14 protein-coding genes are annotated in these 12,074 nt (G+C 72.7%); 4 read left to right on the top strand and 10 right to left on the bottom strand.

Features of this window, described 5'->3' with window-relative positions; translation table 11 throughout:
- Positions 1 to 42: 42 nt before the first annotated feature.
- The 6 genes from CCO04_RS08195 to CCO04_RS08220 are packed head-to-tail and all read right to left on the bottom strand — an operon-like array spanning position 43 to position 5,453.
- Entirely contained in the window at positions 43 to 507 is a 465-nt protein-coding gene (locus tag CCO04_RS08195; RefSeq protein ID WP_215813911.1) for a GtrA family protein, read from the bottom strand.
- The gene (locus CCO04_RS08200) at positions 504 to 1,499 is read right to left on the bottom strand and encodes a glycosyltransferase family 2 protein (RefSeq protein ID WP_215813599.1); all 996 of its coding nucleotides are present in this window, start codon (positions 1,497 to 1,499) and stop codon (positions 504 to 506) included. Before CCO04_RS08200 ends, CCO04_RS08195 begins: the two co-directional genes overlap by 4 nt.
- 16 nt (positions 1,500 to 1,515) lie before the next feature.
- The gene (locus CCO04_RS08205) at positions 1,516 to 3,024 is read right to left on the bottom strand and encodes a hypothetical protein (protein WP_215813600.1); all 1,509 of its coding nucleotides are present in this window, start codon (positions 3,022 to 3,024) and stop codon (positions 1,516 to 1,518) included.
- Positions 3,021 to 3,581 carry a hypothetical protein gene (locus tag CCO04_RS08210; RefSeq protein WP_215813601.1) on the bottom strand — a complete coding sequence of 187 codons (561 nt, stop codon included), beginning with the start codon at positions 3,579 to 3,581 and terminating at the stop codon, positions 3,021 to 3,023. Before CCO04_RS08210 ends, CCO04_RS08205 begins: the two co-directional genes overlap by 4 nt.
- A 19-nt stretch (positions 3,582 to 3,600) precedes the next feature.
- The gene (locus CCO04_RS08215) at positions 3,601 to 3,849 is read right to left on the bottom strand and encodes a glutaredoxin family protein (protein WP_215813602.1); all 249 of its coding nucleotides are present in this window, start codon (positions 3,847 to 3,849) and stop codon (positions 3,601 to 3,603) included.
- Positions 3,846 to 5,453 (bottom strand): class I adenylate-forming enzyme family protein, encoded by a 1,608-nt coding sequence (locus CCO04_RS08220; protein WP_215813603.1) that lies wholly within the window; start codon positions 5,451 to 5,453, stop codon positions 3,846 to 3,848. Before CCO04_RS08220 ends, CCO04_RS08215 begins: the two co-directional genes overlap by 4 nt.
- A gap of 53 nt (positions 5,454 to 5,506) precedes the next feature.
- On the opposite strand from CCO04_RS08220, the gene CCO04_RS08225 reads away from it, so the two are divergent.
- The 4 genes from CCO04_RS08225 to CCO04_RS08240 all read left to right on the top strand — a co-directional run bounded on the left by CCO04_RS08225 (position 5,507) and on the right by CCO04_RS08240 (position 9,180).
- The gene (locus tag CCO04_RS08225) at positions 5,507 to 6,391 is read left to right on the top strand and encodes an HAD family phosphatase (RefSeq protein ID WP_215813604.1); all 885 of its coding nucleotides are present in this window, start codon (positions 5,507 to 5,509) and stop codon (positions 6,389 to 6,391) included.
- Positions 6,392 to 6,493: 102 nt separating this feature from the next.
- The gene (locus tag CCO04_RS08230; protein ID WP_215813605.1) at positions 6,494 to 7,297 is read left to right on the top strand and encodes a sigma-70 family RNA polymerase sigma factor; all 804 of its coding nucleotides are present in this window, start codon (positions 6,494 to 6,496) and stop codon (positions 7,295 to 7,297) included.
- Between the two features lie 109 nt (positions 7,298 to 7,406).
- Positions 7,407 to 8,543, top strand: a complete 1,137-nt coding sequence (locus CCO04_RS08235; RefSeq protein ID WP_215813606.1) for a DUF5667 domain-containing protein — start codon at positions 7,407 to 7,409, stop codon at positions 8,541 to 8,543.
- A 49-nt stretch (positions 8,544 to 8,592) separates the two neighbouring features.
- Entirely contained in the window at positions 8,593 to 9,180 is a 588-nt protein-coding gene (locus CCO04_RS08240) for a sugar O-acetyltransferase (protein WP_215813607.1), read from the top strand.
- On the opposite strand, the gene CCO04_RS08245 is transcribed toward CCO04_RS08240, so the two are convergent.
- The 4 genes from CCO04_RS08245 to CCO04_RS08260 all read right to left on the bottom strand — a co-directional run bounded on the left by CCO04_RS08245 (position 9,141) and on the right by CCO04_RS08260 (position 11,944).
- The gene (locus CCO04_RS08245; protein WP_215813608.1) at positions 9,141 to 10,325 is read right to left on the bottom strand and encodes a lysophospholipid acyltransferase family protein; all 1,185 of its coding nucleotides are present in this window, start codon (positions 10,323 to 10,325) and stop codon (positions 9,141 to 9,143) included. The two genes, CCO04_RS08240 and CCO04_RS08245, sit on opposite strands and share 40 nt — an antisense overlap.
- Positions 10,318 to 11,379 (bottom strand): NAD-dependent epimerase/dehydratase family protein, encoded by a 1,062-nt coding sequence (locus CCO04_RS08250; protein ID WP_215813609.1) that lies wholly within the window; start codon positions 11,377 to 11,379, stop codon positions 10,318 to 10,320. Before CCO04_RS08250 ends, CCO04_RS08245 begins: the two co-directional genes overlap by 8 nt.
- Positions 11,380 to 11,451: 72 nt before the next feature.
- The gene (locus tag CCO04_RS08255) at positions 11,452 to 11,553 is read right to left on the bottom strand and encodes a 30S ribosomal protein bS22 (protein WP_008356322.1); all 102 of its coding nucleotides are present in this window, start codon (positions 11,551 to 11,553) and stop codon (positions 11,452 to 11,454) included.
- 175 nt (positions 11,554 to 11,728) lie between these two features.
- Positions 11,729 to 11,944: a helix-turn-helix domain-containing protein gene (locus CCO04_RS08260; protein WP_038676689.1), complete on the bottom strand. Its 216-nt coding sequence runs from the start codon at positions 11,942 to 11,944 to the stop codon at positions 11,729 to 11,731.
- Between the last annotated feature and the right edge of the window lie 130 nt (positions 11,945 to 12,074).

Here is a 12,074-nt window from a genome sequence, read left to right on the forward strand (position 1 = left end):
AACAAAATGCGCGGGAGCGCAACTCGACAGACGTCAGGTCGGTCACATCGGGCGGGGGGCGGGAGCCTCCTCGCCGCGGTGCTCGACCGGCCAGACCACGAACCGGTAGGCCAGGAAGTTGAGCACCAGGCTGCAGACGATCGAGGCGAGCTTGGCCGCCCAGATCCGTACGTCGTCCGCGGCCATCCCCCCGAGCGTCACCTCCGGCCCGCGCTCCAGGACCCACAGCCAGCCGTGGATGAGCAGCGGCTGCGCGACCCACATGACGAGCCCGGTCGAGGCGACGAACAGGACCGCGTGGCGCAGCGTGAGCCGCTCGGCGCGGAACGTGAACAGCCCGTTGACCACGAAGCTGAAGACCATGCCGGCGCTGCTGGAGACGAAGTTGGCGAGCGTGATCCCGAGGCTGCCGTGCAGCAGCACGAACACCACGGTGTCGATCGCGGTGTTGCAGACCCCGACCGCCGCGAACCGTACGGCGGTCGCGCGGTGCCCGCGGTCGCTCAGCGTCCCGCTCCCCGCGAGCTCGTCGCGTCGCGCGCGACCATGGCCAGCGTGTAGAGCGGCCGGTCCTGGGTCTCGATGTAGACGCGTCCGAGATAGCTGCCGATCACGCCCATCATGATCAGCTGGATGCCGCTGAGCATGAACATGCCGACCCCGAGGAACGCCCAGCCGGGCACCGACTCGTCGGGCTTGAAGACGCGGACGAAGAGCACGTAGCAGCCGAGCAGCAGGCTGAACGCCGAGATCGCGAACCCGAAGCGCGAGATCATCTTGAGCGGCGTCGTGGAGAAGCCGAGGATGCCGCTGGCGGCGAAGTTGAGCATCTTGCGCAGCGGGTAGCCGGTCTCGCCGGCGTGCCGCTCGTCGCGGTCGAAGAGCAGCGCCTCCTGCCGGAAGCCGACGTGGGCGACGATGCCGCGCAGGAAGCGGTCGTGCTCGCGGTAGCGCGCCACCTCGGCGACCACCTGGGCGTCCATCAGCCGGAAGTCGCCGACGTTGCGCGGGATCTCGATCGACGCCAGCCGGTCGAGCACCCAGTAGAAGCCCCACGCGGTGGCCCGCTTGAACGGCGTGTCCTTGCGGGTGCGCCGCTGGGCGTAGACGACGTCGACGCCGGTCTCCCAGCGCTCGATCATCTCGATGCTCACCCGCGGCGGGTCCTGGAGGTCGGTGTCCATCACGATCACCGCGTCGGCGTCACCGGCCTCGGCGACCAGGTCGAGCCCGGCGGTCACCGCGAGCTGGTGGCCGAAGTTGCGGGAGAACTGGACGACGCTCACCCGCGGGTCCTGCGCGCGCAGCTCGACGAGCCGCTCGAGGGAGGCGTCGCGGGAGCCGTCGTCGACGTACACGAACTCGAACTCGAGGTCCGGCCGCTTCTCGGTCGCCTCGACCAGCGCCGCGTGGAAGACGCCGATGTTCTCCTCCTCGTTGTAGACGGGGAGGACGTAGGCGATCCGGCGGGGGCCGGAGGGGGTGTCGCTCTCGTGCATGGGTTCGAACCTAGCCCTAGATGATCGCCGCGCCGACGAGCACCACCACGACGAGCGCCGTGGCGGCGCTGAGCAGCACCTGGAACCGGCCGAGCCAGCGCTCGACCCCCGCATCGTGGGCGGCGGGGGCACCGCCCGCCGCACCGGCGAGGACCGGCGTACCGGCCCGGGCGAGCTGGCGCTCGCGCAGGAACGAGGCGCCCGCGATCGCGAGCATCGGCGCCGCCGTCGTCCAGTAACGGCCGCCGGCGATGTGCACGAACGGCTGGATCAGCAGGCCGCCGAGCGCCACCTTGGTCAGGACGTCGAGCACCCGCGCCTCGATGCTGCGCCGGGCCTGGAAGAGCAGCGAGACGGCGCCGAGCAGGACCATCGGCGCGTACAGCGCCCAGGTGACGATGTCGGCACCCAGCTCGCCGGCCCGGCCGAAGGCGCCGCGTCCCTCGGGCGGGGCGAGGTAGCCGGTGAAGTTGGTGGGCTGCAGGGCGTAGGCGCCCAGGTTGTGCACGACCTGGTCGAGGTAGTGGGGCGCGGTGATGTCACGGGTGGCGTAGTCGGACATCACCTTGAGCGTGTCGACCTCGCTGGTGTCGGTCGCGCGGCCGAGCTCGCGGGCGTAGCGCAGCGGCCGGAACCACAGGGTGCTGTCGGGGTCGCAGGGGCCGAAGCAGACCTCCTTGCGGTCGCCGAACGTGTTCGCCATGACGGTCGGCACGGTGGTCGTCGTGATCACCCGGCCGTCGAGCGTGGCGGAGGCGAAGATCGACCACGGCGCCAGGAGCACCAGGAAGACGAAGCCGGCCAGGCCGGCCGCCCCGAGCGCGCGCAGGCGTACCCGCCCGCGCAGCAGCAGCACCGCGGCGACGAGGGTGAGCACGCCGAGCGCGGCCAGGAGCACCGACGTGCTCGAGCGCAGGTAGAGGACCGCGATGGCGAGCAGGCCGAGCACGAGGCCCTCACGCAGCGAGGGTGCCTCGCCGTCGCGCAGCCCGCGGAACATCGTGTACAGGTGGGCGACCAGCAGGACCAGGAGCAGGCCGGCGCACAGGTCGCCCCAGGCGCCGTACGTGAAGACCACCCAGCTGGGGATCAGCCCCGGGATGACCGCCAGCACGCAGGCCCAGCCGGGACCGATCCGGCGCGCGACGACGCGCAGCACGGCGATGAACAGCAACAGCGTGACCAGGCCGAGGTAGCCGCGCACGAGCCACATGGGCGCGTCCGGGAAGAGCAGGTAGACGGGCGCCACCAGGATCGGCATGCCCGGCATGAACCAGCCCGAGGCCACCACGTTGCGCTCGAGCTCGGCGGTGTCGGGCGAGGTGAAGCCGAAGACGTCGCGCAGCGCGTTGGACAGCGCCATGCCGCCGTTGAGGTACGCCGACTCGTCGCCGTGCGGCTCCGCGCCCATGACGAGCGGGAAGATCAGGATCTTGAGGACCACGTGGGCGACCACCAGCCAGCCGAGGAGCACCTCGGGGCGGGGCAGCCAGGCGGGCCGGGCGGCCGGGAGCATCCGGATCACCGCGACGCCTCCTTCCGGGGCCAGCGCTTCGTCGCCTTCGGGTCGCTGCAGATCGGGTCGTCCTTGGCGACGGCCACCACCGGGAGGTCGAGGGTGAACTCGCCGCGCACGAGGGTCTCGGCGCTGGTGTGGGGCAGCTCGGCGACGAGCGCGCGCACGGTCGTGGGCCCCTTCGTCAGCACCACCCGGACGGCGTCGCCGTCGTCCTCGCGCTCGCTCTCGGTGTAGCCGACCGCGGTGAACGCGGCGACGATGCGGGCGAGCGCCTCGTCCCGGTCGACGAGGTCGTACTGACCGAACAGGTCGCGGCGCGGACCCTCCGGCGTCGTGACGTCGCCGTCGCGCCGGATCTGGTGGGGCAGGTCCAGCCGGGCGCCGTCCGGGAGCGGGAAGCACCCGGTGGCCAGCGCGTCGGGCGGCAGCAGCGGCCGGTAGTTGTTCGTCGGGTCGGCGCGCCCGAAGTCGTGGCTGAGCAGGAGGAGCACGACCACGGCGACAGCGACGGCGAGCCCCGCGAACCGGCGGGCACGCGGAGACAGCAGAGGAGACACACCCATGGTGCGCCCGAGGATACGTTCACCCCTGCAGCGCGCGGCGGAGCCGGTCCGGGCTCACCCTCCAGAAGTCGTGCTGGCGTCCGTCGACGAAGGTCACCGGGATCTCGTGGGCGAACCGCTCGGCGAGCTCGGGATCGTCGTCGATCGAGACCTCGGTGTAGCTCTCCCCCAGCTCGGCGCACACCGCCTCGATCACCGCGCGGGCGTCGTCGCAGAGGTGGCAGCCCGGCCGGCCGTAGAGCGTGACGCGGGGGGTGGCGGCGTTCACTCGAGGATCCCGAGCGCCTTGCGCCGCTCCTGGCCGCGCAGCTGACCCTTGCGGATCTTGCCGGTGACCGTGCGCGGGAGCGTCTCGACGACCTCGACCCGGCCCGGCCGCTTGTACGGCGCCAGCTGCTCCTCGGCCGCCGCGCGGACCGCCGCGACCACCGACCCGGCGTCGGCCGCCGGGTCCTCGGCGACGACATAGGCGACCACCGCCTCGCCGGTCTGGTCGTCGGGCGTGCCGAGCACCGCGGCCTGGCGCACCTCGGCGACCTCGCCGAGCACCGCCTCGACCTCGCTCGGGTAGACGTTGAAGCCGGAGACGATGATGAGCTCCTTGACCCGGTCGACCAGGAAGAGGTCGCCGTCGGCGTCGAGGAAGCCCACGTCGCCCGTCGACCACCACCCGTCGGCGCCCGGACCGTCGGCCCCCTCGGGCCAGTAGCCGCTGAACAGGTTGCGCCCGCGGATCTGGATCTCGCCCGGGTCGTCGGCGGCCGAGCCCTCGACGGGGGTGCCCTCGTCGTCGACCAGGCGCAGCTCGATGCCGTCGAGCGCGGCGCCCACCGAGCCGGGCTTCACGGCGGCCGAGCGGAGCGTGCTGGTGACGACCGGCGAGGCCTCGGTCAGGCCGTAGCCCTGGTGCACGGGCACCCGGACGGCGGCGCTGAACTCCTCGACGGTCTCGGCGGGGAGCGGCGCGGAGCCGGACAGGATCATCCGCACCGGGCCGAGCCGCTCGGCGAGCGCGTCGACGTCGCGCCAGGCGGCGAACACCGGCGGCGCCACGGGGACGACGCTGCACGCCTCGTCCTCGATCAGGTCGAGGGTGCCCTCGGGGTCGAAGCGGTCGGTCAGCACGAGCTTGGCCCGGTGCCGGATCACGCCGCCGAGCACGGCGCCGAGGCCGTAGACGTGGAAGAGCGGCAGCACGCCGAGCACCACGTCGTCGGAGTGGATCATCGGCGGCTCGACCGTGGCGACCTGCTCGACGTTGGCCAGCAGGGCGCGGTGGGTCAGCATCGCCGCGCGCGGCAGGCCGGAGGTGCCGCTGGTGTAGAGCAGGACCGCGAGCTTCTCGGGATCGGGCAGCGGCGGCACCGGGCGGGCCTCCTCGGCCCGCAGGTCGTCGTACCCGAGCTCGTCGGGGGCGGACGGCGCGCCCACCACGACCAGCCGGGGCAGCGGGCGGGACTCGTCGCGCGCCGCGGCCGTGACCTCGCTGCGGCCCGTGGCCGTGCGTACCGGCTCGGCCGTCTGGTCGTCGACGACGACCAGGCGCGCGCCGCAGTCGACGAGCATCCCGGCCAGCTCGACGACCGTGGAGCCCGGGTTGACCGGGACGGCGACCGCCTGCGCCCGCAGCACCCCGAGGTAGGTCGTCACGAACTCCAGCCGGTTGCCCAGCACGATCATCACCCGGTGCCCGGCGACCACGCCGGCCGTCCCGAGCCCGGTCGCGACCCGGCTGACCTCGTCGTCCAGCTCGGCCCAGGTCAGCCCCCGGCCGCCGGCCTCGACCACGGCGAGCCGGTCGGGGTGATCGGCTGCGGCCGCCGCGACGAGGGCGGCCACGTCGGGCGGGGCGAGGACGTCCGGCTGCGACATAGGGGGATCCTACGCGCGGCCCGCAGGGCCCTCCGGCGCACTAGGCTGCGCCCATGGTCCCGCCTGCCGACCGGCCCCGCCGGCTCAACCTCCAGCAGCGCTCGGCGCTGGCCGGAGAGGCCGCGGCCGCCGCCGCCGAGGTCGAGAACGCGCTGCGCCACCCGGCCGACGCCCGTGCCGCGGCGTTCTTCGACGTCGACAACACGGTGATGCAGGGCGCGAGCATCTTCCACCTCGCCCGCGGGCTCTACCGGCGCAAGTTCTTCACCACCCGCGACATCCTCGGAGCGGCCTACAAGCAGGCGTACTTCCGCTTCGTCGGCGTCGAGGACCCCGAGCACGTCGCCGAGGCGCGCAACTCCGCCCTCGCCTTCATCGCCGGCCACACGGTCCAGGAGATCGAGGAGGTCGGCGAGGAGATCTTCGACGAGGCGATGGCCCACCGGATCTGGCCCGGCACCCGCGCGCTCGCCCAGATGCACCTCGACGAGGGCCAGCGGGTCTGGCTGGTGACCGCCGCGCCGATCGAGATCGCCAACCTGATCGCGCGCCGGCTCGGCCTGACCGGCGCCCTGGGCACCGTCGCCGAGCACGTCGACGGGGTCTACACCGGCCAGCTCGTCGGCGACATGCTCCACGGGCCCGCCAAGGCGGTCGCGGTCCAGGCGATCGCCGACCGCGAGGGGCTCGACCTGGCCCGGTGCTCGGCCTACAGCGACTCCTACAACGACCTGCCGATGCTGAGCCTGGTCGGCGACCCCTGCGCGATCAACCCCGACGCCAAGCTCCGCGCCCACGCCCGGGCCCAGGGCTGGCGGATCCGCGACTACCGGACCGGCCGCAAGGCCGCCCGGGCCGGCCTCATCGCGGGCTCGGCCGCCGCCGGGGCCGCGGTGACCGGGGCACTGGTCCGCCGCCAGGTCCGCCGGCACCGCTGAGGGACCGTCGGGCGCCCGTGAAACGGTTTCGTCCATTCGGGTACCACAGCGCAAGGCTCTGCCTTAGGATCCCGTTCGGGGGATAAAGGGAGGGGACCGGGCATGACCTGGCAGCACAACGACGTCGCGCGAGGGCTGGAGGCCCTGCGTGCGGCTGTGCTCGCTGCCCTCACCCCTGAGCCCGCCCTCGCGCTCGCCGGTACCGGCGGCCCCGCGCGGGCGTCGTACCGGTCGGTGGACCGGGGCGACCACTGGCTGCTCAGCGAGGCGCACGCCGAGAGCGACACCGACGAGCGGCCGACCGAGGGCGGCTACGGCGACGCCACGCTCGCCGCGTCCTCCGAGGACTCCCCCGAGGCCCGTGAGCGGCTGATCGCGCTGGTCGAGCTGGCCCGCGGCGGCGACGCCGAGGCATTCGGGATGCTCTACGACCACTACCAGCCGTCGGTCTACCGGTTCCTCTACTACCGGACCCGCTCCGTGGTGGTCGCCGAGGACCTGTGCTCCGAGACCTTCTTCCGGGCGCTGCGCAACATGTCGTCCTTCCGCTGGCAGGGCAAGGACTTCGGCGCCTGGCTGATGACCATCGCCCGCAACCTCGCGACGGACCACTTCAAGGCGGGCCGGACCCGCCTGGAGATGACCACCGAGGACATGGGTCAGCACGACGACGCGACCGAGGGCCCCGAGAACGCCGTCCTCGCGACGCTCACCAACGAGATCCTGCTCGAGTCGCTCACCAAGCTCCCCAACGAGCAGCGCGACTGCCTCATCATGCGCTTCCTCCAGGGCATGAGCATCGCCGAGACCGCGGCCGCCCTCGGCCGCAGCGACGGCGCGATCAAGCAGCTCCAGCTCCGCGGCGTGCGCAACCTCGCCAAGCTGATGCCGGAGGGTCTGCGATGACCGCCCGTCACGTAGTCCGGACGGACTATTGCGCCATGTCCGTTCGGACCGTAACCAGCGGGACCCTCGATTCGTTGGATGTTCGTAACGACCCGACTCGAGGACGGACATGGTGATGCGGGGCAATGCCGGGGCACGGGGCGCGGAGGAGTTCGACGCGCTCATCTCGGGGAGGGCTGGCGACCATGAGGCGTACGCCGACCTGCTCGAGCTCGTCGCGTCGCTGCGCGAGGTGCCTCCCGTCGAGGCCCGTCCCGACTTCGTCTCCTCGCTGCGCACCCAGCTCGTCGCGGCCGCCGAGCGTGAGCCGGCCCGCGCCGACGAGGCGCTCGCCGTCCGGCTGACCCCGCGCCAGCGCCGCGGCGCCCGCGAGCGCCGCGTGGCCGCCCTGGTCGGCGGCTTCGCCGTCGTCGCCGCGACCGGCTCGATGGCGATGGCCTCCCAGGACGCCCTGCCCGGCGACGTGCTCTACCCGGTCAAGCGCGCGATCGAGAACGCCCAGACCAACCTCCAGGGCAACGGCGCCTCCAAGGCCGAGACCCTCATCGCGCACGCCGAGTCGCGCCTGACCGAGGTCCAGAAGCTCACCGCGCGCGGGGCCGACGAGGACGCCGTCTCCAGCACGCTCCAGGACTTCACCGACCAGGCCAAGCAGGCCTCCGAGCTCGCGCTCGACGACTACGCCACGACCGGCAAGCCCGACCGGATCGCCGACCTGCGCAAGTTCGCCCGCAGCAGCATGGACATCCTCGCGACGCTCGGTCCCGACGTACCGACCTCGAGCCGGTCGATCCTGATCACCGCCACCCAGACGATCCGCCAGATCGACGCCGCCGCCTGGGAGGCCTGCCCGACCTGCGCTGACGGCGCGGTCACCGAGGTCCCCGACTTCGCGACCCTCCCGCTGAGCAACCTGCTCAGCGGCGACGCGGCCGGCACCGCCTCGGTCTCGCAGGTCGGCCCGACCGGCAAGCCGACGAAGCCGGCCCAGAAGCCCGGCTCCACCCCGACGACCACGCCGCCGACCGGCGGCACCACGACGCCGCCGACCGCGCCGGTCGACGTACCGTCGGACAAGCCGACGAGCGACGGCCTCCTGCCCGACCTCCTCGGGCCGATCATCAACGGCGGCAAGAAGCCCCCGGCCAACGGTGGCGGCAGCACGCCGACCGCCCCCTCGAGCACGCTCCCGCTGCTCGACGGCGTGACCAGCCTGCTCGGCGGGCTGCTCGGCACCACCAAGTAGCCCACCGACCCGCCCGCGTCCCGACCAGGGGCGTGCGAGGGTGGGCTCGATGAGCGACTCCTTGCGCCGGATGCTGGCCGGTGAGTGGTACCTGGACGACGACCACCTGCGCGCCCGGCGGCACCGCTGCCGGCTCGCCCTCGAAGCGATCGACGCGCTCGGCGCCGCGGAGGACGAGCACCGCAGCCGCCTGCTGGCGGACCTCCTGGGCCAGGTCGGACGCGACGTGCGGATCGAGCCGACCTTCCGGTGCAGCTATGGCGCGCACATCCGGCTCGGCGACCGGGTGTTCGTCAACCACGATGCGATCTTCATGGACGACGCACCGATCACCGTCGGCGACGACGTCCGCCTCGGCCCCCGGGTCCAGCTGCTGACGGCCCAGCACCCCGTCGACGACCCCGGACGACGCCGCGCCGGCTGGGAGCGCGCGCTCCCCATCACCCTCGGCGCCAACGCCTGGCTCGGCGGGGGCGTGATCGTGCTGCCCGGCGTCACCGTCGGGGCCGACGCCGTGGTCGGCGCGGGCAGCGTCGTGACGCGTGACGTGGCACCGGGCGCGGTCGTCGTCGGCAACCCCGCCCGTCAGCGTCAGCGTCAGCGGAAGACGGACTCCCGCTCGCGCAGCAGGTTGTAGAGCGTGTGCTGGATGGTCTCGCGGACCTGGTCGGTCACGTTGAAGACCAGCATCGGATCCTCGGCCGCGCCGGCGTCGTACTCGTCGGTGCGGATCGGCTCGCCGAACTCGAGCAGCCACTTCGACGGCAGCGGCACCAGGCCGAGCGGGCCGAGCAGCGGGAAGAACGGCGTGATCGGGATGTACGGGACGCCGAGCAGGCGGGCCAGCGAGGGGATGTTGCCGACGAGGGGGTAGATCTCCTCGGCGCCCACGACCGACAGCGGGACGATCGGTACGCCGGTGCGCAGCGCCGCCGAGACGAAGCCGCCGCGGCCGAAGCGCTGGAGCTTGTAGCGGTCCGAGAACGGCTTGCCGATGCCCTTGAAGCCCTCGGGCCACACGCCGACGAGCTTGCCGTCGCTGAGCATCCGCTCGGCGTCCTCGTTGCAGGCCAGGGTGGCGCCGCCCTTGCGGGCCAGGCTGCCGACGACGGGGAGCCGGAAGACCAGGTCCGCGCCGAGCGGGCGCAGGTGGCGGCCGGTCTGGTCGTGGATCGAGACCATGGTCATCAGGCCGTCGACCGGGATCGTGCCGGAGTGGTTCGAGACGACCAGGGCGCCGCCCTCGGCCGGGATGTTCTCGACGCCGCGGACCTCGATCCGGAACCACTTCTGGGCGACCGGGCGCAGCGCGGCCATGAAGAAGCGCTCGGTGACCTCGGCGTCGAAGCCGTACTCGTCGACGACGTACTCACCGGTCAGGCGGCGGCGCAGGAACGCCAGGAAGCGGGCCAGCTGGGGCTCCCACTGGTCGCCGAAGAGCTCCTTGCTGGCGTGCTGGAAGGCGGCGAGCCAGTCGCCGACCGGGATCCCCGCCAGCGGGCTGAGGCCGCGCTCCTCGGTGCGTGCCGCGGCCCCCGCCACCGGCTCCGGTACGGCGGGCGCGTCGTTCACCGGCGCGGTCTCGATGACCGGCGTCTCGGCCGCGGGGTCGGGCTGGGGCGGGGACGGCGTCCCCGTGGCGGGCTTCTTGGCCGCCGGCGCCTTGCGGGCGGGCGCGCCGGTCTTGGGCGCCAGCCCGCGCGCGGCGGCGGAGGGACGCTTGCCGGTGCCGCGGCCGGGCTGGCCGCGGGTACCGATCGGGATGATCTCGGCGTCACCCATGGGGGCCTCCGGCGACCGTGAGCTGGACGGGACGGTCGTCCTCGACCGGGGGCAGGCGCTCGGCCAGCGCGCCCAGCACCCGTTCGGCACGACGGCCGCCGGGCGGCAGCGCGGCCGCGAACTCGTTGAAGGCGGCGGCGGTGTCGTAGCGCGGCTCGAAGCCGAGCTCGGTGCGCATCCGGGTGGTGTCGACGCCGCGACCGTAGGTCAGGAAGGCGACCAGCTCGGGCGAGAGATCGGCGACGCGCGCCGACTTGAGCGCCGAGCCGAGGCCGCCGAAGGCGAAGCCGGGGACCGGGGCGCTGGTCCGCCCGGCGCGGCGCAGCGCCTGGGAGAGCATCAGCAGGCCGTCGCCGGCGATGTTGAAGGTGCCGCCGGGGTCCTCGTGGACGGCGTGGCGCAGCACCCGGTTGAGGTCGCTCTCGTGGAGGAACTGCAACCGCGGGTCGAAGCCGAGCACCGTCGGGATCACCGGCAGCCGGAAGTACGACGTCAGGGGGCTGACCACCCGCGGGCCGATCACGTTGGCGCAGCGCAGCAGGGTCACCGACACGTCGGGACGACGGCGCGCGAAGCCGCGGACGTACTGCTCGACCTCGGCGACGTCCTTGGCGTACCCGGTGCGGGCAGGGCGCCGCGGCTCCATGTCCTCGGTGAACATGGCGGGATCGCGGCTGCTGGCGCCGTAGGCGATCGTCGAGGACTTCACCACGAGCGAGCGCAGACCCTCGGCCTTCTGGCACGCCGCGAGGAGCTGCATCGTCCCGATGACGTTGAGCTCTTTCATGGTGCCGCGGGCACCAGCGGATCCCGGGGTCGCGATCACGCTCATGTGGACGACGGTGTCGACGTCCTCCTTAGCGATGACCTTGGCGATGACCGGGTTGCGGATGTCCGCGCGCACGAAGGTGACGTCGCCGAGATCACCCCGTGGCGGGATGACGTCGACGCCGATCACCCGGTCGATGCCGGGGTCGGTCGCGAGCGTGCGAGCCAGCGTGCGGCCGAGGTCGCGGGAGACCCCGGTGACCAGGACCGTGCGTCCGGTGCCCATTCCACCGACTCCTCGGATCAGGCCGGTGCGCAGCTGCGCACCGGCACGGCGAGAACGCCCCGAGCGCCCGGCTTACTTGCCGAGCTTGCGACGCTGAACGCGCGTCTTCTTCAGCAGCTTGCGGTGCTTCTTCTTCGCCATGCGCTTGCGGCGCTTCTTGATGACAGAACCCACGTGGAACCTCTCCAGATCGCCGAACGAGGCCGCTCGGCGGACGTACGTCGCACCGGGTAGACCCCGGAGCACCGGGTCAGCCTATCCGGCAGCGCGTGACCGCGGTGAATCAGCGCAGGAGATGGGACGAAGATCGCACCGCCGCCCGGGGCGGTCGGCGTACTCGCGGCGGCGCTCAGCCGGCGGAGTAGAAGGACTTGCGGAGGTACTCGTCCACGTCGTGCTCGGTGACGCGGAACGACCGGCCGACGCGGACCGCCGGGAGGTCGCCGTTGTGGACCAGGCGGTAGACGGTCATCTTCGACACCCTCATGACCGAGGCGACCTCGGCGATGGTGAGGAACTTCGGGTCCGGGAGGGACTCGGTGCGCTCGCGCGACGGAGGAGCCATGACCAACCAGCTTTCTGCGCGTCCGTCACCGCCTTCCCCAGCTGTGAACCCTGCGGACGCCTCGTGAGTGAGAGTAGAGCCAGATGTGACTGATGGGGAAGAGATTCATCAGTGAAACTTTTGGGGATCC

Origin of the sequence: Pimelobacter sp. 30-1, assembly GCF_018831735.1 — a bacterium.
Lineage (GTDB): Bacteria > Actinomycetota > Actinomycetes > Propionibacteriales > Nocardioidaceae > Nocardioides.

What these genes read in the sequence shown, in the direction of transcription:
- CCO04_RS08225 (WP_215813604.1), top strand. Translation starts at nt 5,507, where the DNA reads ATGGTCCCGCCTGCCGACCGGCCCCGCCGGCTCAACCTCCAGCAGCGC.
- CCO04_RS08240 (WP_215813607.1), top strand. Translation starts at nt 8,593, where the DNA reads ATGAGCGACTCCTTGCGCCGGATGCTGGCCGGTGAGTGGTACCTGGAC.
- CCO04_RS08220 (WP_215813603.1), bottom strand. Translation starts at nt 5,453, where the DNA reads ATGTCGCAGCCGGACGTCCTCGCCCCGCCCGACGTGGCCGCCCTCGTC.
- CCO04_RS08235 (WP_215813606.1), top strand. Translation starts at nt 7,407, where the DNA reads ATGGTGATGCGGGGCAATGCCGGGGCACGGGGCGCGGAGGAGTTCGAC.
- CCO04_RS08200 (WP_215813599.1), bottom strand. Translation starts at nt 1,499, where the DNA reads ATGCACGAGAGCGACACCCCCTCCGGCCCCCGCCGGATCGCCTACGTC.
- CCO04_RS08245 (WP_215813608.1), bottom strand. Translation starts at nt 10,325, where the DNA reads ATGGGTGACGCCGAGATCATCCCGATCGGTACCCGCGGCCAGCCCGGC.
- CCO04_RS08250 (WP_215813609.1), bottom strand. Translation starts at nt 11,379, where the DNA reads ATGGGCACCGGACGCACGGTCCTGGTCACCGGGGTCTCCCGCGACCTC.
- CCO04_RS08260 (WP_038676689.1), bottom strand. Translation starts at nt 11,944, where the DNA reads ATGGCTCCTCCGTCGCGCGAGCGCACCGAGTCCCTCCCGGACCCGAAG.
- CCO04_RS08210 (WP_215813601.1), bottom strand. Translation starts at nt 3,581, where the DNA reads ATGGGTGTGTCTCCTCTGCTGTCTCCGCGTGCCCGCCGGTTCGCGGGG.
- CCO04_RS08230 (WP_215813605.1), top strand. Translation starts at nt 6,494, where the DNA reads ATGACCTGGCAGCACAACGACGTCGCGCGAGGGCTGGAGGCCCTGCGT.